The organism is Pseudomonas fluorescens (assembly GCF_040448305.1).
GTDB classification, from domain to species: Bacteria; Pseudomonadota; Gammaproteobacteria; order Pseudomonadales; family Pseudomonadaceae; genus Aquipseudomonas; species Aquipseudomonas fluorescens_BH.
Genome location: NZ_CP148752.1, coordinates 4,148,814 through 4,169,273, shown reverse-complemented (window position 1 = coordinate 4,169,273; position 20,460 = coordinate 4,148,814). Strand labels below are relative to the sequence as shown.

General features: G+C 61.8%; 16 protein-coding genes. 8 read left to right on the top strand and 8 right to left on the bottom strand.

Annotated elements, in window-relative coordinates; translation table 11 throughout:
* Window positions 1–229: 229 nt before the first annotated feature.
* Both WHX55_RS18855 and WHX55_RS18850 read right to left on the bottom strand, forming a co-directional pair.
* A complete protein-coding gene (locus WHX55_RS18855; protein ID WP_224789151.1) occupies window positions 230–1,177 on the bottom strand; it encodes an AraC family transcriptional regulator in 948 nt (315 codons plus the stop codon).
* A gap of 280 nt (window positions 1,178–1,457) precedes the next feature.
* Window positions 1,458–1,910 carry a hypothetical protein gene (locus tag WHX55_RS18850; protein WP_150725423.1) on the bottom strand — a complete coding sequence of 151 codons (453 nt, stop codon included), beginning with the start codon at window positions 1,908–1,910 and terminating at the stop codon, window positions 1,458–1,460.
* A gap of 322 nt (window positions 1,911–2,232) precedes the next feature.
* On the opposite strand from WHX55_RS18850, the gene WHX55_RS18845 reads away from it, so the two are divergent.
* Together WHX55_RS18845 and ppk2 are read left to right on the top strand one after the other, a co-directional pair.
* Window positions 2,233–3,954: a SulP family inorganic anion transporter gene (locus WHX55_RS18845; RefSeq protein ID WP_353741029.1), complete on the top strand. Its 1,722-nt coding sequence runs from the start codon at window positions 2,233–2,235 to the stop codon at window positions 3,952–3,954.
* Window positions 3,955–4,012: 58 nt separating this feature from the next.
* A complete protein-coding gene (gene ppk2 / locus WHX55_RS18840; protein ID WP_150752821.1) occupies window positions 4,013–4,831 on the top strand; it encodes a polyphosphate kinase 2 in 819 nt (272 codons plus the stop codon).
* A gap of 48 nt (window positions 4,832–4,879) precedes the next feature.
* Here ppk2 and speF read toward each other — a convergent pair whose 3' ends face one another.
* The gene (speF, locus tag WHX55_RS18835) at window positions 4,880–7,063 is read right to left on the bottom strand and encodes an ornithine decarboxylase SpeF (RefSeq protein ID WP_353741028.1); all 2,184 of its coding nucleotides are present in this window, start codon (window positions 7,061–7,063) and stop codon (window positions 4,880–4,882) included.
* Window positions 7,064–7,491: 428 nt separating this feature from the next.
* Here speF and WHX55_RS18830 point away from each other — a divergent pair, with 428 nt between their 5' ends.
* Window positions 7,492–8,274, top strand: a complete 783-nt coding sequence (locus WHX55_RS18830; RefSeq protein WP_150756137.1) for a DeoR/GlpR family DNA-binding transcription regulator — start codon at window positions 7,492–7,494, stop codon at window positions 8,272–8,274.
* Between the two features lie 281 nt (window positions 8,275–8,555).
* Here WHX55_RS18830 and WHX55_RS18825 read toward each other — a convergent pair whose 3' ends face one another.
* Window positions 8,556–9,878 (bottom strand): hypothetical protein, encoded by a 1,323-nt coding sequence (locus WHX55_RS18825; protein ID WP_150756136.1) that lies wholly within the window; start codon window positions 9,876–9,878, stop codon window positions 8,556–8,558.
* A 282-nt stretch (window positions 9,879–10,160) separates the two neighbouring features.
* Here WHX55_RS18825 and WHX55_RS18820 point away from each other — a divergent pair, with 282 nt between their 5' ends.
* Together WHX55_RS18820 and WHX55_RS18815 are read left to right on the top strand one after the other, a co-directional pair.
* Window positions 10,161–10,550, top strand: coding sequence for a c-type cytochrome (locus WHX55_RS18820; RefSeq protein ID WP_353741027.1), 390 nt, complete (start codon window positions 10,161–10,163; stop codon window positions 10,548–10,550).
* 48 nt (window positions 10,551–10,598) lie between these two features.
* On the top strand, window positions 10,599–12,089 hold the full coding sequence (locus WHX55_RS18815; protein ID WP_353741026.1) for an aldehyde dehydrogenase family protein: 1,491 nt from the start codon (window positions 10,599–10,601) through the stop codon (window positions 12,087–12,089).
* A gap of 30 nt (window positions 12,090–12,119) precedes the next feature.
* On the opposite strand, the gene WHX55_RS18810 is transcribed toward WHX55_RS18815, so the two are convergent.
* The 4 genes from WHX55_RS18810 to WHX55_RS18795 all read right to left on the bottom strand — a co-directional run bounded on the left by WHX55_RS18810 (window position 12,120) and on the right by WHX55_RS18795 (window position 17,071).
* Window positions 12,120–14,522, bottom strand: coding sequence for a DUF3772 domain-containing protein (locus WHX55_RS18810; RefSeq protein WP_150756133.1), 2,403 nt, complete (start codon window positions 14,520–14,522; stop codon window positions 12,120–12,122).
* 108 nt (window positions 14,523–14,630) lie between these two features.
* On the bottom strand, window positions 14,631–16,061 hold the full coding sequence (locus WHX55_RS18805) for a heavy metal sensor histidine kinase (RefSeq protein WP_353741025.1): 1,431 nt from the start codon (window positions 16,059–16,061) through the stop codon (window positions 14,631–14,633).
* Window positions 16,058–16,729 carry a heavy metal response regulator transcription factor gene (locus WHX55_RS18800; RefSeq protein ID WP_150756131.1) on the bottom strand — a complete coding sequence of 224 codons (672 nt, stop codon included), beginning with the start codon at window positions 16,727–16,729 and terminating at the stop codon, window positions 16,058–16,060. The genes WHX55_RS18805 and WHX55_RS18800 overlap by 4 nt, the downstream gene beginning before the upstream one ends.
* 84 nt (window positions 16,730–16,813) lie before the next feature.
* Window positions 16,814–17,071, bottom strand: a complete 258-nt coding sequence (locus WHX55_RS18795) for a DUF2790 domain-containing protein (protein WP_150756130.1) — start codon at window positions 17,069–17,071, stop codon at window positions 16,814–16,816.
* A gap of 392 nt (window positions 17,072–17,463) precedes the next feature.
* Between WHX55_RS18795 and WHX55_RS18790 the strand changes: the two genes are divergently transcribed.
* The 3 genes from WHX55_RS18790 to WHX55_RS18780 are packed head-to-tail and all read left to right on the top strand — an operon-like array spanning window position 17,464 to window position 20,437.
* The gene (locus WHX55_RS18790; protein WP_353741024.1) at window positions 17,464–18,429 is read left to right on the top strand and encodes a tripartite tricarboxylate transporter substrate-binding protein; all 966 of its coding nucleotides are present in this window, start codon (window positions 17,464–17,466) and stop codon (window positions 18,427–18,429) included.
* Window position 18,430: 1 nt separating this feature from the next.
* Window positions 18,431–18,913 carry a tripartite tricarboxylate transporter TctB family protein gene (locus WHX55_RS18785; protein ID WP_353741023.1) on the top strand — a complete coding sequence of 161 codons (483 nt, stop codon included), beginning with the start codon at window positions 18,431–18,433 and terminating at the stop codon, window positions 18,911–18,913.
* Between the two features lie 15 nt (window positions 18,914–18,928).
* Entirely contained in the window at window positions 18,929–20,437 is a 1,509-nt protein-coding gene (locus tag WHX55_RS18780; RefSeq protein ID WP_150725457.1) for a tripartite tricarboxylate transporter permease, read from the top strand.
* Window positions 20,438–20,460 lie beyond the last annotated feature (23 nt).

Sequence of the window (20,460 nt, the reverse complement as noted above, 5' to 3'; positions counted from 1 at the left end):
ATCTGTGGGAGCGAGCCTGCTCGCGAAGAGGCCGTATCAGTCGACGTAGATGTTGAATGTCACTCCGCCTTCGCGAGCAGGCTCGCTCCCACAGTGTTTTTTTGTCGTACACCGGATTTGTGTTCGGCACCGATCAAAGTGTGGGAGCGGGCTTGCTCGCGAAGGCGGACTCACAGCTAACGAAGAGGGCGGCTGACATTTCGCTTTCGCGAGTGCTCCCGCTAACCCCTCAATTGGTCGCCATCGGCCGCGTTCGCAGGCCCTTTCTCACGTCTGCGGGACTGATGCCGTAGGCACTCTGGAAATACTGGCAAAACCGGCCGACATTGCTGAAGCCGTGTTGCAAGGCCACGTCTGTCACCGACGGCGACACCTCCTGGGACAGCGCGGCAAAGGCGCGCTCCAGGCGTACCTGGCGCTGATAGGCAACGATCGAAGTGCCCATGAAACGCTGAAAACCTTCCTGCAATGCACGCAGGCTGACGTTGGTCAATTGCGCCAGCTCGGTGCCGCTGGCCAGGTGCTCGGGGTGCTCCTGAACGTACTCGACGGCCAGCTTCACATGCCGTGGCGCTAACAGTGGGGAAGGGCGTTGAAGGGCTTCGGTGAAGTTGTGCGGCCAGGCTTCCAGCACCGCATCGACCAGCATTTCGCGAAGGCGCGAAGGCATCAGCGAACCTGTGTTGATCAGCAGGTCGAATTCGGTTCCGGTGGCCATGTTCACCAGCGCCTTGATGCCCTGCAAGGCTGGTACGCTCAGATCCACCACGGGCTCAAAACAGACTTTTTGCAGGATCGGCTTGCCCAGCAACATCGACAGTCGTTCGGTGATCAGCGCCCGGCTGATCGAAATCCCGTGCTGCGCATGATTGTCGACAAAGCTCGCCGAGCGAACCTCGGCCTTGTCGATCGCCAGGCCGATCCGGGCGAAGCCTACCGATTCGGTGACGTGGTTGAAGATGATCTTGCCGGCGGTGGGAATGACAAACGTGATTTCATCAAGGGGGGCGGGGAAAGCCACCGTGAAGTCACCGCGATAGTGCATGCGACGAAAACTGACACCTTCGTGCCGGCCGTAGACCCCGCCGATGATGATGTTTTTCGGCGGCGGCGCAGAGTCGGAATAGAGGTTGCCGAACAGGTTCGAGAACAACGCGCCAAAGTCGTCGCAGCTCATGTCGTTGGACCTGATGATGATTTGCTTGCGCGTCGTGCTTGCGTACACCTGAAGTGTCACCTTGAGCGGATGGGCAAAGCCCTGGTACAGGGAACTGGGCGATCGGAGATCGAGCGGATGCGGTTCGGGAAAGCGCTTGGACGTTATCAGTGAGTAATGACAGGTTTGTTACCGGTTGTTGCCGTCGGCCCCGTTTCCGTCCATCCAACGCCACCGCTCGCACCGGACAACCGGTGGCGCGAGCGGTACTCGGGCGTGGGCCGACCTGAAACGGCCGGGGTTATTTCACTGGTTCTGTTGCCTTGATATCCCCGCAAAAGATATCGACGTTGCCATCGGTCGAAGCCGTTCGCACGACCACCGAATACTTGCCGTCCAGCAGGGTTTGCAACGGTACAGGCGCGGTTCTGGTAAAGGACCAGCCGCGTACGGGTTGGGCTTCGGTGTTGACGGTGTCGTTCATCGCGTAGGCGACTGACCCGGGTTGCTGGCAGGTGCCGTTATTGATGAACGAGTAAAGGCGCAGGGGCAGGGTAACCCCCATTGGAGCACCGCTGATGAAGAAACTGAGCCCGGTTTTCTTGTCCCAGTCAGTCAAGGTGACGGTGCCGATCTGACCGGCGTTTTGCCGGGTGGCGACCAGGTTGACGTTCACGCCGTGGGTCGATGAAGTGGTGCAGCCGAAAAGGCTTGCCGCAACCATGAGTGCTGCCAGTGAGGTTTTGAGCTTCATTGCCAAACTCCTGAGTTGAAGAACTGCAATGGGGAGAATTAGCGGGTATAGCTCATTTATCGCGTTCATGACGTCGTCCATATAAGGCTTTCCATTTTTTAGTGGTGATGGTGGGGCGTCTGTCTCCTTCGCCAGCCATGTGGCGGCGTAGCCGTGCAAACCGGCTACATTTGTAACTGGTCGAGTCTGCGTGTATTGCCTGCTGACACACGCGCTTCGATGCCAATGAAGGTTTGCAATGGTTGCGCGTGCAGTTAAAGGATTGTGCGGTCAGTTGAGCCCACTCATCATCCGCATGGAAGATTTGCCACCGGAGTGACTGATGAATCAACAAGGCAGCCATCCGCAGGAGCGGATTCCAGGCACTCCACAGCGGGGAACCTTGCGCAGCCTGTTGATCCCGGAATGGCTCGGCAGCTACCGGCCAGACTGGCTGCGCAGCGATGTGGTCGCCGGGCTGACGGCAGCGGCCGTGGTCATTCCCAAGGCGCTGGCGTACGCCACCATTGCCGGCCTGCCGGTGCAGGTCGGGCTGTACACGGTGCTGGTGCCGATGGTGATCTATGCCGTGCTCGGCACATCGCGCCCGCTTAGCGTCAGCACCACGACCACCCTGGCCATTCTTGCCGGCTCCGCGTTGGGCCAGCTCAGCCCCGATGGCGATGCGGCGACCTTGCTCGCCGGTTCCGCCACGCTGGCCCTGATGGTGGGCGCGATCCTGATTGTCGCGGGGCTGCTGCGCCTGGGTTTCGTCGCCAATTTCATTTCCGAACCGGTGTTGGTGGGTTTCAAGGCCGGCATCGGCGTGGTCATCGTGCTCGACCAGTTGCCCAAGCTGCTGGGCACTCACATCGACAAAGGCGGCTTCCTGCACAACCTGGTGGCCACGGTCCAGAGCGTCGGCCATGCCTCGCTGCCGACCGTGGCGGTCGGTGTGTTCATGGTCCTGCTGCTGGTGGGCATGAAGCGTTTTACGCCCCGGCTGCCCGCCCCATTGATTGCAGTGGCGCTTGGCATCATTGGCATGAACCTGTTTGGCCTGGAGCGCTTTGGTGTGTCCGCCGTCGGCGTGGTGCCGATCGGGTTGCCCACGCCGACCCTGCCGGTATGGTCGATGGTCGAGACCCTGTGGTCCTCGGCGATGGGTATCGCGCTGATGAGTTTCACCGAAACCATCGCGGCGGGGCGCGCTTTCGCCCGCAGTGACGAGCCCGCGCCACAACCGAACCGGGAGCTGCTGGCCACAGGCGTTGCCAACATCGGCGGTGCGTTTCTCGGGGCCATGGTCGCCGGAGGCGGGACCACCCAGACGGCGGTGAACCGCTTGGCCGGCGCCCGTTCGCAACTGGCCGCACTGGTCACCGCTGCACTGGCACTGGGCACTTGCCTGCTGCTGGCACCGCTCATTGGCCTGATGCCCAATGCCACGCTCGCCGCCGTGGTGATCGTGTATTCGGTGGGCCTGATCGAACCGGCGGAATTTCGCGAGATCCTGTCGGTTCGTCGTACCGAATTTGCCTGGGCCGTGGTGGCCATGATCGGCGTGATACTGCTGGGCACGCTGCAAGGGATCGTCGTGGCGATCATCGTCTCGTTGCTGGCCCTGGCCTATCAGGTCTCGGACCCGCCCGTGCATGTCCTGGGACGCAAGCCCGGCACCAATGTCTATCGCCCGCAGGCCACCGACCACGCAGACGACGAACACTTTGACGGGCTGCTGTTGCTCAGGCCTGAAGGGCGGGTGTTCTTCGCCAATGCCGAGCGCATCGCCGACAAGATCCGGCCGCTGATCGACGAGGCGAACCCCAAGGTCGTGGTCCTGGACCTGCGCAGCGTGTTCGACCTGGAATACACCGCGCTGAAAATGCTCACCGGGGCGGAACAGCAACTGCAGGAAAAAGGCATTTCATTGTGGCTGGTGGGCATGAGCCCGAGCGTATGGGAAATGGTCATCAAGGCACCCCTGGGCCATAGGCTGGGCGAGGCGCGCATGTTCCTGAACCTGGAACTGGCGGTTGAACATTATCAGCGCAGTCGACGCTGAATGAACGCGGCCGGGGGCACTCCGGACGCTATGTGACGCATTGAAGGAGGTAACGGGCATGGCGAAGAAGAAGGCCGCAACCAAAAGCAAACCGGTTGAAAGCGGCAAGCTCAAGAACAAGGTGTATCTCGAGGAGCTGGCGCAGCTGCATGTCGAGATGGTCAAGCTGCAGGAGTGGGTGCAGCACACGGGGGCCAAGGTCTGCATCATCTTCGAGGGCCGCGATGGCGCCGGCAAAGGCGGGACCATCAAGGCGCTCACCGAGCGGGTCAGTCCGCGAGTGTTCCGGGTAATGGCGCTGCCGGCGCCGACCGAGCGGGAAAAAAGCCAGATGTATGTGCAGCGTTATCTGCCGCACCTGCCAGCGGCCGGCGAAGTGGTGATCTTCGATCGCAGCTGGTACAACCGCGCCGGAGTTGAGCGGGTCATGGGCTTTTGCACCGATGAGCAGGTGCGCAATTTTCTCACCGTGGTGCCGCGCGTCGAGCAGGCACTGGTGGAATCGGGAATCATCCTGATCAAATACTGGCTTGAAGTGAGCCAGGAAGAACAGACCCGACGCCTCAAGGAGCGTATCACCGACGGGCGCAAGATCTGGAAGCTGTCGCCCATGGACCTCAAGTCCTATAACCGCTGGTACGACTACTCCCGTGCCCGGGACGACATGTTCGAGGCCACCGACACCGAATTCGCCCCGTGGCGGGTCGCCAACTCGAATGACAAGCGACGGGCGCGACTGAACATCATCAACGATGTGTTGAGCAGCATTCCCTACGAGGAAGTACCGCGGGCGAAAGTGAAACTGCCCAAGCGCCAAAGTCCCGGCAACTATCGGGATCCGAACTATCCGTTCAAGTTCATCGCGGAAAAATTCTAGAACGATGCATTGGGCAGGAGCCGGCCCACGCCGGCTCCTGCTGCAGCATCAGGCCTTGATCACGTACCCATACGCCCGGGTACGACCGCCTTCCTGCTTCAGGTACACCCCTTGCAACTCCGGCGTGAAACCGGGCAAGCGGTTGATGCCTTCTTCCAGGGCCAGGAAGTACTTCAGTACGGCGCCGCCCCAGATCTCACCCGGTACCACGCACAAGACGCCCGGCGGATAAGGCAACGCGCCCTCGGCGGCAATGCGCCCGTCGGCCTGCGCCAGCGCCACCAGTTCGACGTTGCCGCGGATGTACTCGATTTGCGCTTGCTGTGGGTTCATGGCCTTTTTCGGGAAGTGTTCCTTGCGGAACATGTCCTTCTGCAACTGCTGCACGTTGTGATGGCGATACAGATCGTGCATTTCCTGGCAGAGCTGGCGAATGGTGTAGTTGCGATAGCGCTCCTGATGCTGCGCGTAGATGGCCGGCAGCACCCGGCTCATCGGCGCGTCATCGCTGATGAAGCGTTCGAAGCGGGCGATTTGCGCCGCCAGGTGGGTCATCTTCGCCCAGTCTTCGGCCGGCGTGAGCAGGAACAGGATCGAGTTGAGGTCGCACTTTTCCGGGACGATGCCGTTCTCGCGCAGGAAGTTGGCCAGGATGCCGGCGTGAATGCCGAAGTCGGTGTAGCTGCCGTCCACCGGGTCGATGCCCGGCGTGGTGAACAGCAACTTGCACGGGTCGATGAAGTACTGCTTCTCGGCGTAGCCGGCAAAGGCGTGCCAGCGATCCTTGGGATGGAACTCGAAGAAGCGGATGTCGTTGGCGATTTCTTCCGTGGGATAGTCTTCCCACGCACGCCCTTCAATGCTGTACGGCACGAACGGGCGGACCATGGTGCAGGCTTCGAGGATCAACTTGCGCGCTTCGATGCCGAACTTCACGCAGTCTTCCCACAGGCGCAGGCCGCTGCGGCCGGAGTGGATGCGCGCATTCACATCCAGCGAGGCGAACAGCGGGTAGAACGGGCTGGTGGACGCCTGGGCCATGAACGCGTTGTTGAGCCGGTGATGGTTGCAATAGCGCGCCTGGCCTTTGATGTGGCGGTCCTTCTTGTGCACCTGGGAAGCCTGGGAAAAACCCGCCTGCTGTTTGTGCACCGACTGGGTGACGAAGATGCCCGGGTCGTTCTCGTCGAGGTCCAGCAACAGCGGCGAGCAGTCCTTCATCATCGGGATGAACTGCTCGTAGCCGACCCACGCCGAGTCGAACAGGATGTAGTCGCACAGCTTGCCGATGCGGTCGACCACTTGCCGGGCGTTGTAGATGGTGCCGTCATAGGTGCCCAGTTGAATGATCGCCAGGCGGAACGGCCGCGGCAACTGGGCCTTGTCCGGGGCGACTTCGGCGATCAGCTCGCGCAGGTAGTCTTCGTCGAAACAGTGGGCGTCGATGCCGCCGATGAAGCCGTAGGGGTTGCGCGCGGTTTCCAGATACACCGGCGTGGCACCGGCCTGCAGCAACGCGCCCTGGTGATTGGATTTGTGGTTGTTGCGGTCGAACAGCACCAGGTCGCCGGGGGTCAACAGCGCGTTGGTCACCACCTTGTTCGAGGCCGAGGTGCCGTTGAGCACGAAGTAGGTCTTGTCCGCATTGAACACCTGCGCGGCGTGTTTCTGCGCCAGCAGTGCCGGGCCTTCGTGGATCAGCAGGTCGCCGAGCTTGACGTCGGCGTTGCACATGTCGGCGCGAAACAGCGTCTCGCCGAAGAAGTCGAAAAACTGCCGACCGGCCGGGTGCTTGCGAAAGAACTGGCCGCCCTGGTGACCGGGGCAGGCAAAGGTCGCGTTGGCCGCCTCGGTGTAGTGTTTGAGCGAGTCGAAGAACGGCGGCAGCAGGCTTGCTTCGTAGGCCTTGGCGGCGGTCTCCAGTTGGTTGCCGTGGTATTCGACGTTGCTGGGGGACAGGTCGAAGATGCCGTTCACTTGCAGCAGCACGTCATTGAGGTGTTTGTAGACTTCCCGGGGGTGGGTGCTGGTGCCGGGGGACGCCACCAGGAAAATCGGGATATCAAACCCGGTGCGCTGAATGGTGTCGAGGGATCCGGCCAGCACATCATTGACCGACACCACGGCCACGGCGACGTCGGTGAAATCGGTGTGACTGAGCGGGACCACCTCCCGGGCATTCAGGAAACAGGCGGATGCGCCTTCACTGGCGGCGATTTTCAGGTCTTTCATCGGTGGTGTCTCCTGGCGGGCACTCAATTGTCCGCAGCTTTTTTAGAGATCAACTTCCGGGGGAGCCTTCCAGTTCCCCCTGATCGGAAATCGTGTCACCACTGGTTATAGAGCATATTCCTGATCTGTCAGGCTTTTACCGCGACCTTGCACATCTTGACGCCCCGCGACCTGTCGGTCAGGCGTGAACCAGCGCAATCGTGAACGAGACCACGATCATGCACGCAAAAGCAAAATTGATATTCATGAAGTTTCCATTCCGAAACATGAGTGACGGCGCCATCTTGAACAGGTCACGGGAAAATGAAAAATTCGGCGTAATGATTTGAAAGATCGAAAAAAATGATACTTGGCCGGTTCGTTGTTTTTGCTCCGGGTTGCGGATACTCTCGTGTAACGCGCAGTTTCACGCAAAAACGAGCAAAAACATGCACGACAACCATTCCGCTGCCGAACTTCCGTCAGTACGCCGGCAAAAAATCCTGTTGATCCTCGAACGTGACGGCAAGGTCATGGCCTCGGAGTTGAGCCTGCATTTCGCGGTGTCCGAAGACACCATCCGCCGGGATCTGGCGGAGCTGGCCAGTGCCGGCCTGGTGCAGCGGGTGCACGGCGGGGCGTTGCCGCGGCCCAAAGACACGGGCAAGGACTATTTCACCCGGATCAGTGAAACCGATGAAGTGAAAACCCATCTGGCGCAACTGGCCGCGCAACGGGTGCTGGACGGTCAGATCGTGGTGTTCGATTCCGGCACCACCACCTTGCAGATCGCGCGTTCGCTGCCGGTGGAGATCGCCATTACCGCGATCACCGCGTCGCCGATGACGGCCATTACCTTGTCCGAATACAAAGGCATCAAGGTGATTCTGGCGGGCGGCCAGCTCAACCCGGCGACGATGTCGGCCAGCGGCCACGAAACCCTGCGGCTGCTGGCGGGCATCAAGGCCGATCTGCTGTTTACCGGGGTCTGCGCGATTCACCCGCAGGTGGGCTTGAGCTCACTGCATTTCGATGAAGTGCCGGTGAAACAGGCGATGCTCGACTGTGCCTCCCACGTGATTGCCGTCACCACGGCGGACAAGCTCGGCGCGGTGGAACCCTTTGTCGTCGCGCCTTGCAACCGCGTGCACACGCTGATCACCGAACGGCATGTGGCGTCAGGCAATGTCGAGGACTACCGGGCGCTGGGGATCGAGGTGGTGCAGGCTTGAGTGGCTCTTTGTGGGAGCGAGCCTGCCCGCGATGACGGAGTGTCAGGCGACATCGATGTTGAATGTGCCGGCCTCATCGCGAGCAGGCTCGCTCCCACAATGATTTGGGTAGTTCGCAGATTCTGCGTACAACCGCTGAACCTGTGGGAGCGGCGGTGCGGCGATCCGACTTGCCCGCGAAGGCGGTGTATCAGGCACTGCAAATCTCAGATACGAAAGCTCCCCACCAACTGATTCAACTTCCACGTGGGCAACGACAACACTGTTGCCCACGGCCGAAATCAGAAACCGGTGGCGAACACCACCTGGGCGTAGACGTTCCTGTCGTTGTTACCCAGTTGGGTACCACCGTCTTCGGCGCTCTTGTCCGGTTGGTAGATGCCCACCAGTGGCATCACGGTCAGGTGGTCGTTGACGTGCCATTCGGCGTACAGGTCGACTTCGTGGCCATCGGTGTTGCCCAGGTTGCGGTCGATGGTGTCGAAGTTGAAGTACATCGCGCCGACGGTGAGGTTCTCCAGCGGCGAGACTTTCAACGTGACGTTCTGGATGCGCGAGTTGCTGTTGAACGGCCCGGCGTAGTTGCCCGCCACTTCACCCTGGAACCAGGTGCCGTAGCCACGGCTGAAACCGTAGAACAGGGTGTCGTAGCCTTCCGAGAAACGGCTGTAGCGGTAGCTGGCGCTAGGTGTCCAGACCGCGTCGGAGAAGGTCCAGCCGGCTTCCAGGTACCAGGCGTCTTCGCTGGAGGTGTTGGGTTTGTCCTGCTTGGCGTATTCACCGGACAGGAACAGGTCTTTGACCCCGGCGTTGCCCGCCGCACGCAGGCTGTAGGTCTTCATGCCGTCGCGTTCGAGCTGGATCGGCGAGGCGTACTGTTCATCGATATCGGTGGTCTTGATGTAGGTCAGGCCGACCGTGCCGGCCTCGGCCACGTGCTCCAGGGTACCGACGTACATTTCGGTCTTGGCCTGGGCGCGGTTGTCGGATTTGAGCCACATCAGGTCGCTGCGCCAGCCTTCCTTGCCGCCCAGACGCAATACGGCGGTTTTGTCGAAGGCCTTGCGCGCCGCCAGGTAGTAGGCGCCGCCACGGTTGAATTCGCCGTCGGCCAGGCCCTTGCCCATGTTCAGCGCGTCGCCGTCGATCAGGAACCCGTCGCCGACCACAATGTTCTGGCGACCGAAGGACAGGTCGACGCCGTCACTGCCCAACGCGCCGAACAGATCGGCCGAGCGCCAGCCGAGGTAGGCGTCTTCGAACTTGGTGGTGCGTTCGGAGCCATCGGAGAAGCCGGCGGCATCGCCATCGCCCCAGGTGCCGGAGCTGAGCATGTTCCCCGCGCCGTATGCGGTGCCCACACCGCCCAGGCCTTGATCGAAGCTCAAGCCGTATTTGATGTAGCCCTCGCGCCACGACGAGCTGCCTTCATTCAGGCGACCGGACAGGGCGTAGTTTTCCTGGCTGTGGAAAATGCCGAACACGGCTTCGAGGGTGGCGTTCAGGTGGCTGTCGTCATCGGCGTAGAGTTCATAGGCACCGGCATTGCCGGCACTGATCATCAGCGCGAGCGTCGAGAGACGAAGCAAGGGGGACTTGAGCATGGTGTGGCATCCGTTCTTGTTCTTGAGCGCAGGTTTGCGGTCTGTCCGGATACTAAGGCGCGACTTTCGTTTGCCCTTTTCCCTGTTTGCCAATTAGTTGGTTGTGCATGCCAGATTGCCCGGTTTGGCAGCCCGGCCAACACAACTGGCACGCAGGGCAAAACCTGCGCGCCGGCGACCACCGACAATCCCTACCAACCTGCCGAAGCACCGTTGCCTCGGCATTTTTAGTGTTGGCGTTCGCTTGCTGGCGGGCGCGTGGATTTTCAAGGTCGTTTTCCTATGTTCACTTCGCTGCGTTTGCCCCTGATCGGTTTGTTGTCCTTCACCCTGGTCCAGGCAGTGTCTGCCGCCGAGTGCGCCCCGGACACGCGCCGTGGTAGCGAGGTGTTTGCCACCGAGTGCAGCGTCTGCCACGCGGTGACCAAGGGCACGACCGGCATGATGGGGCCAAACCTGTTCGGTGTGTATGGGCGCAAGTCCGGCTCGCTGGCGGGCTTCAGCTACTCCCAGGCCATGCGCGACAAGGACGTCGACTGGCAAGCCGAGAACATCACCCAATTGATCACCCAGCCCCAGGCCTTCGTGCCGGGCACCTACATGCCCTACATGGGCCTGGCTTCCGCCGACGACCGCCAGGCGGTCGCTTGCTTCCTCAAAGAACAACACTGATCAGGCCGGATCTGCGCCTGAACAACTCGTCTGAATGAAAGGTGAATTATGAGCAACGTTGAAATCCTGCCCCAGGTTGCTGCATTCCTCGAACGTCGCCACGGCTGCTTCATCGATGGCCAGTGGGTGCTTGCCGAGGGCGACAGCATCGCCGTGGTCAACCCGGCCACCGGGCAAACCCTGTGCGAAACCCTGGATGCGCCGCTGGAACTCGTCGAGCGCGCCGTGCAGTCGTCCCACAAGGCGTTCAAGTCCGGCGTGTGGTCGAGCCTGCGTCCGGCCGACCGTGAACGCATCCTGCTGAACTTCACTCGCCGGGTCGAAGAACACGCCGAAGAACTGGCCCAACTGGAAACCCTGAGCCAGGGCAAGTCGATCAACATGGCCCGCGCGCTGGACCTCAACGCCACCGTGGAATTCATGCGCTACATGTCCGGCTGGGCGACCAAGATCGAAGGCCAGACCTTCGATGTATCGATCCCTCTGCCACCGGGCGCCAAGTTCACCGCGTTCACCAAGCGCGAGCCGGTGGGCGTGGTGGTCGGCATCGTGCCGTGGAACTTCCCGCTGCTGATCGCCGCCTGGAAACTGATGCCAGCCCTGGCCACCGGTTGCACGGTGATCATCAAACCAGCCATGGAAACCCCGCTGACCGCCATGCGCCTGGCTGAACTGGCGCTGGAAGCCGGCATCCCGGCCGGCGTATTCAACGTGGTCACCGGTGGCGGCGCTTCCGTTGGCGGCGTGCTGACCGCGCATCCGTTGGTGAGCAAAGTGTCGTTCACCGGTTCCACCGCCGTGGGCAAAAGCGTCGGCGTGGCGTGCATGGAAAACATGACGCGCTTCTCCCTGGAACTGGGCGGCAAGAACCCGATGATCGTGCTCGCCGATGCCGACATCGAAAAAGCCGTGCAAGGCGCGATCCTCGGCGGCTTGCTGAACAACGGCCAGGTCTGCGCCGCAGCCTCGCGCTTCTACGTGCACCGCTCGATCCACGACCAATTCGTCGAAGCCTTGGCCGCCGCCGTCTCCTCGATGCCGATTGGCGCCGGCATGAACTGTGATGCAGCGATCAACCCGCTGGTGTCGCGCAAGCAACAGCAAAGCGTACTCAAGCACATCGAACTGGCCCGCCAGCAAGGTGCGCGGGTGGTGACTGGCGGCGAGTTGCTGGAAGGCGACGGTTTCTTCGTGCAGCCGACCATCCTGGCGGACATCGACCACAGCATGGCCGTGGCCCGCGAAGAAGTGTTCGGCCCGGTGCTGGGCGTGATGCCGTTCGACGACGAAGACGCCGTGATCGAACTGGCCAACGACAACCGCTACGGCCTGGCCGCCAGCCTGTGGACCAACGACCTCGGCAAAGCCATGAACCTGGTGCCGCGCATCGAAGCCGGTACGGTCTGGGTCAACGCCCACGTGCTGCTCGACCCGGCGATGCCGTTCGGTGGTGTCAAGCAATCGGGCATGGGCCGCGAGTTTGGCCGTGCGGTGATCGAGGCTTACACCGAGCTCAAGTCGGTGTGTATCGCGCATTGATCGAGCGACCGCCTGCCGCGTGATCGAACATCACGCGGCAGGCGATCTCGCCAGTTCAATCCCGGCGGCCCCCAGCCGCTTGAGGATTTCAAACAGCAGCTCGCTTTTGATCGCGCCGACCGTGCGTGGGCTGCCGACATAACCGGTGATGGTCAATGTGATGCCTTCAGGTTTCAGCTGACTGAAGCGCAAAAACGGCGCTGGTTTATCCAGAATGGATTCATGCTCGGTGTAGGTGTCCATCAGCAGGTTCTGCACCAGCTCCGGATCGATGTTCAGCGGGAACATCAGTTCGAGTATCACCACGCCCTGGGCGCTGCCGCCGAGGGTGACGTTGCGCAGGTTCTGCGAAATCAGGTGAGAGTTGGGCACGATCATGATCGAGCGGTCGGCCAGTTGGATTTCCGTGGCCCGTACGTTGATCCGGCGAATGTCGCCTTCGACCCCGCTGATGCTGATCAGGTCGCCGACCTTCACCGGACGCTCGGTGAGCAGGATCAGGCCGGAGATGAAATTCTTCACAATCTCCTGAAGGCCGAAGCCGATACCCACTGACAGGGCACTGACGATCCAGGCCAGGTTGGTCCACTTGATCCCCAGCGACGCCAGTGTGAGCAGGACGACGGACACGTAGCCGATGTTGGCAAACAGGGTGCTCAACGAGGCGCACATGCCCGGGGCCATCTCGGTTTTCGGCAGGAACTCGTTATCCAGCCAGCGGCGCAGCGTGCGTATCAGGTAGACACCGATCATCAGTGTCAGGAGGGCATGCATCAAATTGTCCGGGACGATGTTCAGCTTGCGCAGCCCTTCACCACCGAGAATGGCCACGGTGCCGGTGACCAGTTGCCCGAGCGTCGTCCCCACGCCGCCGACAAACAGGGCAATGACGCCGATCAGCATCAGGATGGCGCGGCCAGCCCCGGACATTACGGTGCAAATCTGCTCCAGGCGTGGATTGCCGATGCCCAGCAGTTGTTTGATCGCCTTGCCGGTGGGTTGCCGGGGTGAAAAAACGTAGTCGCAGGTGTCCTGGTAGACCTGTGCGAGCAGGTAGAAGCCGGCGAAGATGATGAATATCCAGACCAGTTCATAGGTGATGAACCGGGCCATCGTCACGTAGCCGATCAGCAGGGCGAACAGGGACACCACCACGGCCGCGCCGGTGAAGGTGTAAATCAGACCGGCGAAGGTGGTGACGCCTTCGGGGTTTTCCCCGGCCGCTATCAGGTCGCGGCGAGTCTTGTTGACGCGCAACAGCAGCGCACCGATCACCAGTGCCACGACCAAGGCCACGATGCCCCGACCGAACAACACCACTTCGGCGCTCATGCCGGTGACATTGCTCATCTGCACCAGGGTTACCAGCACCAGCAGCAGGCTGGCCAGCAACCGCGGATAGGGCTCCATCGCCAGCGCCACCCGATCGGCAATATCGGGCAGGCGCCATGAAGGATGTTTGGTCGACAGCAGCGCGCGACTCAGCCCGGTGATCAGCACGCAGGTATAGGCCAGCTTTTCCAGATATTGCGCCAGGTCGTCCAGTTGGGGGGGGTAGGGCAGTTGCCGGGTCCCGGCAAAATGCAGCAGTTGCAGGGCGATGCCGGCGGTCAGCAGCGTCGCCATCACCGACGCCAGCGCAAGGGAGCTGCGCCGCAGCCGGCCTGCAGGCATTCGATGAAAGCACAGCCACGCCAGGACCCGGCCGGCGAGGTTTCGCCCCACGGTCCATATGACCAGGGCCAGCAACAGCAGGGCGGCCGTGATCGCGCGTTGTCCGGGTTGCCAGGCGGCCCGGTGCGTGGCCTCGAGTTGCTCGATGAGGGCGCTGAAACGTTGGCGGTCCTCGATCGGAAGATCGAACAATGGCGACCAGAAACCTGGGTTCAGGATGCTGCTGGTCTGCTGGGTCACCTCCGCTTCCAGCAGACTGCGCCGAATGCTGGCAATCTGGGTGATCAACTCGGCGGCACTTGTTTTAAGCGCGGCCAGGGTTTTGAGTTGGCTATCGATCTTGTTTTTTTGCTCGCTGAGAGTGTCTCGTTGAGAGGTAATGGCAGTCGTCACCTGTGCGTTCTCGTCGAGCGGTACTGGCCCCAGCACGTTCAGTTGCGCCTGCAATTGCGCCTGTCCAGGCAGCAGTGATGTGGACAGGCGTTCAATCTCCTGAATCAGTACTTGCATCTGGTCCTGTGAGTTTTCCAGCTGGGTGTGATTGGTGGCCTGGGAAACCTGCTGCTTGAGGCTGTTGAGCTGGTTTTGCACCCCCAGCAATTCGCTGTCGGAGATGCTGATGATCGGGGCTGCGGGAGCGGGAGCGGGGGCAATAGCAGGAGCAGGAGCGTCGGCCATGTCCCCCGCCAACAGCCATCCCGGGCTTGCCGCCAGAACCGCGAAGGCGACGTAGATCATTGACTTCAAGACATTGCGCATCGGCGAGCTCGACGGTTTGTTAGTCACATAGCCAATGAGGTTAGGTCAAGACACGCACCCTAGAGCATTGTTTTGTCGCAAGTGCTGCGGGTGGTTTTCGCCTGGGCGCTACTCATGCTGTTGTCGCGCCGGGAAAAACAGTTCGAAGCAGGTGACGCCGTCGGCACTGCTGACGTGGCAGGCACCGTTGTGCAGTTGCATGATCGTCGCCACGATCGACAGTCCCAGGCCATTGGATTGGGCCGAGCGTTCGCGGGACTCGTCGACCCGGTAGAAACGTTCGAACAACCGTGGCAGATGCCGGGCCGGGATGGTCGGGCCGTGGTTGCGCACTTGCACCTGGATGCCGTCGGCGGTCGGGCTGGCGTGGATACACAGCTCGGTATGCGGCGCGCCGTACTTGATGGCGTTGGCGCACAGGTTGGCCAATGCGCGGCGCAGCAGCATGGGCTCGGCCCAGATCAAGCCGCTGCCCCGGGCATCGATGCAGATGCCAACGTCGGTCGCCGGGCCTTCGAAATAATCGGCCATGCGTTGCATCTCGTCGGCGGCATCCAGCTCCTGACGCTGGCGCAAGGCACTGCGCGGATCGGTGCGGGCCAGGAACAGCATGTTGTCGAGCATGCGCGCCAGGCGTTCGAGTTCTTCGACATTCGAGGCCAACAGCTGCTGATAGGCTTCGGTGCTGCGGTTCTGCTGCAAGGCCACCTGGGTTTCGCCCAGCAGGTTGTTGATCGGCGTGCGCAGTTCGTGGGCCATGTCGGTCGATACCTGGCCCAGCTGGATGAAGCCTTTGTCCAGCCGGTCGAGCATGGCGTTGAAGGCGTCTATCATCGGCAACAGTTCCAGCGGCGCGCCCTGGCTGTCGAGGCGTTCGTTGAGGTTGCCGACGTCGATGCTCTGGGTGTGGCGGGCCAGGCGCCGCACGGGCAACAGGCCGCGATGCACCAGCACATAACCGGACAGCGCCAGCAGGATCGCCGCGACGCTGGCGAACAGGTACACATTGAGCCGGTAGTCGGCGAGCACGGCGGTGCGTTCGGTCATCAGGCGCCCGGTCACCACTTGCAGGCTGCCCAGGTCACCGGAATCGATGGTCGCCGCCAGGGCGGAAAACGGCACGCCGTTGACGTTGGGCAAATGTTGCACGTCGCTCAGGGTCAGCCGATGATCCATGGCCACCGGGGTCAGCGCCGGCATCGTCAGATTGCCCGGGTTGACCACCAGCAACGGCGGCTGGCCTGGGGTGCCGATGGTCAGCAGGGCCTCGCGGTTGCCCATCATGTTCTGGAACAGCGCCGGCTTGGCCTTGATCAGGTCCAGGGTATTGCTGTCATTGAGGAAGGTACGCAACTGGTCAATGCGGGTGATCAGGGCAATGTCGTCGCGATGGATCAGCTCGCGCTCCAGGTCGCGGTACAGCGCCACGCCCAGCAGCGCCAGCGAGACAAACGCCAGCAGGGCGAACACCAGCGCCAGGCGCAGGGTCAGGGAGTGGCTGAGGCGGGAGGCGGATTGCAGCGGCGTCATCACATTCATGGTTGAGTGTCGAAGCGGTAGCCGATGCCGCGCACGCTGTGGATCAACTTGAGCGGGAACGGATCATCGACTTTCAGGCGCAGGCGGCGCACCGCGACATCGACGACATTGGTGTCGCTGTCGAAATTCATGTCCCAGACCCGCGAGGCGATCATCGAGCGTGACAGCACCTCGCCCTGATGCGTGGCGAACAGGTGCAGCAGGGCGAACTCCTTGTTGGTCAGGGTGATGCGGTTGCCGGCGCGGCTGACGCGGCGCTTGAGTACGTCGATCTGCAGGTCGTCGACGTGCAGGTGTTCTTCTTCCCGGGTAGGACCGCGCCGGGTCAGGGTGCGCAGGCGTGCCACCAGTTCGGCGAAGGAAAACGGCTTGATCAGGTAATCGTCGGCGCCAAGTTCCAGGCCTTTGATGCGGTCGGCGATGTCATCCCGGGCGGTGAGGAACAGCACCGGTGTATCGGCCTCCTTGCGCAAGCGGCGCAGGACTTCCCAGCCATCCATCTTCGGCATCATGACGTCCAGCACGATCACATCGAAGTCGTGTTCCAGGGCCAGGTGCAAGCCATCGACGCCGTCCCGCGCCAGGTTCACGGTGTATCCGAGTTCCTGCAGGCCGTTGAGCAGGTAATTGCCGGCCTTGGGTTCGTCTTCGACAACGAGGATGTTCATGCAAACCTGCCTGATCCGGTCGGGCTACAGGGGCGAGCCAATGGCGAAAGTGTAGCCCGGTCGGCGGTGAATACAGGCATCCGCTCAGTTCTCACCAAGGCAACCCACGCCCTGGACCTGATAGTCCAGCTGGTGCTCGCGACCTTGGTGGTCGAGGTAGTTGAACTGCGCCGGAACGATGCCGCACTTGCCGTTGAGGTCGGTCATGGACAGGACCTTGGCAACATCTACCGGGACATAAAAGCCGACCTTGTCGTGGATGACCGGCGAGGTGGACTGGGTGGCGGCAAACGCCGAACCGGTGGCGAGCAGGGCGGTAAAACCCGCGATCAACATTTTCATGACGAATCTCTCTCTACAAGGGCAGGGTGACTGCCGGTGGTTGGCCTGACAGTGAGTTCAGGCTAACGAAGTGATCCGGACAGCCGACCAACAGCTTGATGACAAAGTTGTAATGAATGGATGGCAGGAGCACCCAGGTCCCTGTGGGAGCGAGCCTGCTCGCGATAGCGGTGTGTCAGACACCGAAAATGTCGACTGACACTCCGTCATCGCGAGCAGGCTCGCTCCCACAAGGGGCTCCCACAGGGGGTTTGCGGCGCCATTGGCGGGAGGTTTCAGCAAAACAGATCAGCCCACGGATCCATGGCCTAAGCTTGTTTGCAGGCCCCTGTTCATCGCACATCTCGATGAGCAAGCGGCACCCATAAAAACAATGCAATCAGGAGATGCCCATGTCCGCTTTGATCCGTCGTTTCAGTCGCTGCATGGCCGCCGGTTTGGCCGCAGCCGTGTTTGTTGCGCCAGCCTTCGCGCTGGATACCGTGAAATTCATGGCCCCGGGTTCCGTGGGCGGTGGTTACGACCAGACCGCCCGGGTGCTGGGCAAGGCCATGGTCGAGGCCAATACGGCCAAGTCCGCGACCTTCGAGAACAAGGGCGGGGCGGGCGGGACCCTGGGGCTGGCGCAATTTGCCAACAGCACCAAGGGTGACCCGAACGCATTGCTGGTGGTTGGCGCGATCATGGTCGCGGGCATCGAACAGAACAAACCGCAGATCAGCCTGAAGGATGTGACGCCCATTGCCCGGCTGTTCACCGAATACAACGTGATCGCCGTGCGCAAGGAATCTGAATTCAAGACCCTCGATGACCTGATCAAGGCCTTCAAGGCCAAGCCAACGAGCATCACCTGGGGCGGTGGCTCCAAGGGCTCGGTGGATCACATCGGCATCGCCGAGCTGGCCGGCAAGCTGGACGTGCCGGTCAGCAAGGTCAACTACGTGGCCTTTGGTGGCGGCGGCGAGGTGGTTGCCCAGGCGCTGGGCGGCCAGCTCAAGGTGATCACCGGCGGTTACGCCGAGCTGGGCCAATACATCAAGACTGGTCAGTTCCGGGTCCTGGGCATCGGCGCGCCGGAGCGGGTTCCCGGCATTGATGCACCGACCCTCAAGGAGAGCGGCTATGACGTGACGATCGGCAACTGGCGCGGTGTTTACGGTGCCTCGGGCCTCACCCCGCAACAGCGTAAAGAGGTGATCGACGCGGTCGTGGCTGCCACCAACAGCAAGGTCTGGCAGGACAATATCCAGGCCAATGCCTGGACGCCCAGCGTGCTGACCGACGATGACTTCGGCAAATTCGTCGAGGAAGAACACGTGCGGTTGCGCGCCATGCTGGTCAAGGTCGGGTTGCTTTGACATGGCCACACAGCGCGCAGTGGTGCCGACGCAATTGGCGGTCGGCATCGGCCTGATCGCCATCAGCGTTGTATTGGCGATTGGCGCCTACCGTTTCCCGCCCGAAATGGGCTTCGTGATCCTCCCGGCATACGTCTATCCCTATGTCGTGGCGGCGTTTCTGGGTGCAGTGGGGCTGCTGCTGGGGTATCAGGCCGTCAGTGGCGGCTTTCGCGAGCTGGACAACGACTCCGCCACGGTGTCCGGTGGAAAAACCGGTGCGGCCTGGGTGACGGCGGGGCTTGTCGGGGTGGCGGTGCTGATCCACCTGATCGGTTTTGTGCTGGCCGCCGGGTTGCTGTTTGTCTGTTCGGCGCGGGGTTTCGGCAGCCGTCATCCCCTGCGGGACCTGGCCATCGGCATTGCCTTGACCCTGCCGATCTACTGGCTGTTCAACGCCGGGCTCGGGGTTTCCCTGCCGTCGCTGATCAACATCTGGCTTTGAAAGGAGATCGACACCGTGGACATTCTTTCAAGTCTGGCGATGGGTTTTGCCGCGGCGCTGACACCGATCAATCTGATGTGGGGGTTCATCGGCTGCCTGCTCGGCACCGCCATCGGCGTGCTTCCGGGGATCGGTCCGGCGCTGACGGTGGCCCTGCTGTTGCCGATCACCGCCAAGGTCGACCCCACTGGCGCGCTGATCATGTTCGCCGGTATCTATTACGGCGCGCAGTTCGGTGGCTCCACCACTTCGATCCTGCTCAACACGCCCGGTGAGTCTTCGTCGATGGTCACGGCGCTGGAAGGCAACCTGATGGCGCGCAACGGCCGGGCCGGACCTGCGCTGGCGACGGCGGCGATCGGCTCGTTCGTCGCCGGCACCTTCGCCACGATTTTGCTTACGCTGTTTGCGCCCATCGTGGCCAGGCTGGCCCTGAATTTCGGTCCGACCGAATATTTCGCGATCCTGGTGCTGTCGTTCACCACCGTGTCGGCGGTGCTCGGCGCTTCGATGCTGCGCGGGTTTGCCTCGCTGGGCGTCGGGCTGACCATCGGCTTGATCGGCCTGGACTCGACCTCGGGCATTGCCCGCTACACCCTCGGCGTGCCGGAACTGGTGGACGGCATCGAAGTGGTGCTGGTGGCGGTTGGATTGTTCGCGGTGGGCGAAGCCTTGTACAGCCTGCTCTATCAAAAGGAATCAAGCGAAGGACGGCATCGCCTGACCTCGTTGTGGATGACCCGTGCCGACTGGAAACGCTCGGTGCCCGCGTGGCTTCGGGGCACGCTGATCGGTTTTCCGTTTGGCTCGATTCCGGCCGGTGGCGCCGAGATTCCAACCTTCCTGTCCTATTCCACCGAACGCAAACTCAGCAAGTATCCGAAGGAGTTTTCCGCCAACAAGGGCGAAGGCGCCATCGAAGGCGTGGCCGGCCCGGAAGCGGCCAACAACGCCAGCGCGACCGGATCGCTGGTTCCGTTGCTGACCCTGGGCATCCCGACGTCCGCCACCGCGGCAATCCTGTTGGCGGCGTTCCAGAACTACAACCTGCAACCGGGGCCGATGCTGTTCGAAACCTCCGCCGAACTGGTCTGGACGCTGGTGGCCTCGCTGTACATCGGCAACGCGATTCTGCTGGTGTTGAACCTGCCGCTGGTGGGGCTGTGGGTCAAACTGCTGCAAATCCCCCGGCCGTACCTGAACGCCGGCATCCTGGTCTTCGCTACCATCGGCGTGTACGGCATGCGCCACTCATCCTTCGACCTGATCCTGATGTTGGCGATTGGCTGGGGCGGGGTGCTGATGCGCCGGTTCGACTTCCCCGTCGCCCCGGTGATCGTCGGCATGCTGCTGGGGCCGATGGCCGAGAAACAACTGCGCAACGCCTTGTCCATCAGCGAAGGGGACTGGACGGTGTTCCTCACGCAACCGATCTCGGCGTTCTTCCTCGCCCTGACACTGCTGGTGCTGGTGGTGCCCCATGTGCTGCATAAACGCGGCATCAAGTTGCATGAGGATGATTGAGTCCCCCCTGTGGGAGCAAGCCC

What these genes read in the sequence shown, in the direction of transcription:
- WHX55_RS18855 (WP_224789151.1), bottom strand. Translation starts at nt 1,177, where the DNA reads ATGAGCTGCGACGACTTTGGCGCGTTGTTCTCGAACCTGTTCGGCAAC.
- WHX55_RS18850 (WP_150725423.1), bottom strand. Translation starts at nt 1,910, where the DNA reads ATGAAGCTCAAAACCTCACTGGCAGCACTCATGGTTGCGGCAAGCCTT.
- WHX55_RS18845 (WP_353741029.1), top strand. Translation starts at nt 2,233, where the DNA reads ATGAATCAACAAGGCAGCCATCCGCAGGAGCGGATTCCAGGCACTCCA.
- ppk2 (WP_150752821.1), top strand. Translation starts at nt 4,013, where the DNA reads ATGGCGAAGAAGAAGGCCGCAACCAAAAGCAAACCGGTTGAAAGCGGC.
- speF (WP_353741028.1), bottom strand. Translation starts at nt 7,063, where the DNA reads ATGAAAGACCTGAAAATCGCCGCCAGTGAAGGCGCATCCGCCTGTTTC.
- WHX55_RS18830 (WP_150756137.1), top strand. Translation starts at nt 7,492, where the DNA reads ATGCACGACAACCATTCCGCTGCCGAACTTCCGTCAGTACGCCGGCAA.
- WHX55_RS18825 (WP_150756136.1), bottom strand. Translation starts at nt 9,878, where the DNA reads ATGCTCAAGTCCCCCTTGCTTCGTCTCTCGACGCTCGCGCTGATGATC.
- WHX55_RS18820 (WP_353741027.1), top strand. Translation starts at nt 10,161, where the DNA reads ATGTTCACTTCGCTGCGTTTGCCCCTGATCGGTTTGTTGTCCTTCACC.
- WHX55_RS18815 (WP_353741026.1), top strand. Translation starts at nt 10,599, where the DNA reads ATGAGCAACGTTGAAATCCTGCCCCAGGTTGCTGCATTCCTCGAACGT.
- WHX55_RS18810 (WP_150756133.1), bottom strand. Translation starts at nt 14,522, where the DNA reads ATGCGCAATGTCTTGAAGTCAATGATCTACGTCGCCTTCGCGGTTCTG.
- WHX55_RS18805 (WP_353741025.1), bottom strand. Translation starts at nt 16,061, where the DNA reads ATGAATGTGATGACGCCGCTGCAATCCGCCTCCCGCCTCAGCCACTCC.
- WHX55_RS18800 (WP_150756131.1), bottom strand. Translation starts at nt 16,729, where the DNA reads ATGAACATCCTCGTTGTCGAAGACGAACCCAAGGCCGGCAATTACCTG.
- WHX55_RS18795 (WP_150756130.1), bottom strand. Translation starts at nt 17,071, where the DNA reads ATGAAAATGTTGATCGCGGGTTTTACCGCCCTGCTCGCCACCGGTTCG.
- WHX55_RS18790 (WP_353741024.1), top strand. Translation starts at nt 17,464, where the DNA reads ATGTCCGCTTTGATCCGTCGTTTCAGTCGCTGCATGGCCGCCGGTTTG.
- WHX55_RS18785 (WP_353741023.1), top strand. Translation starts at nt 18,431, where the DNA reads ATGGCCACACAGCGCGCAGTGGTGCCGACGCAATTGGCGGTCGGCATC.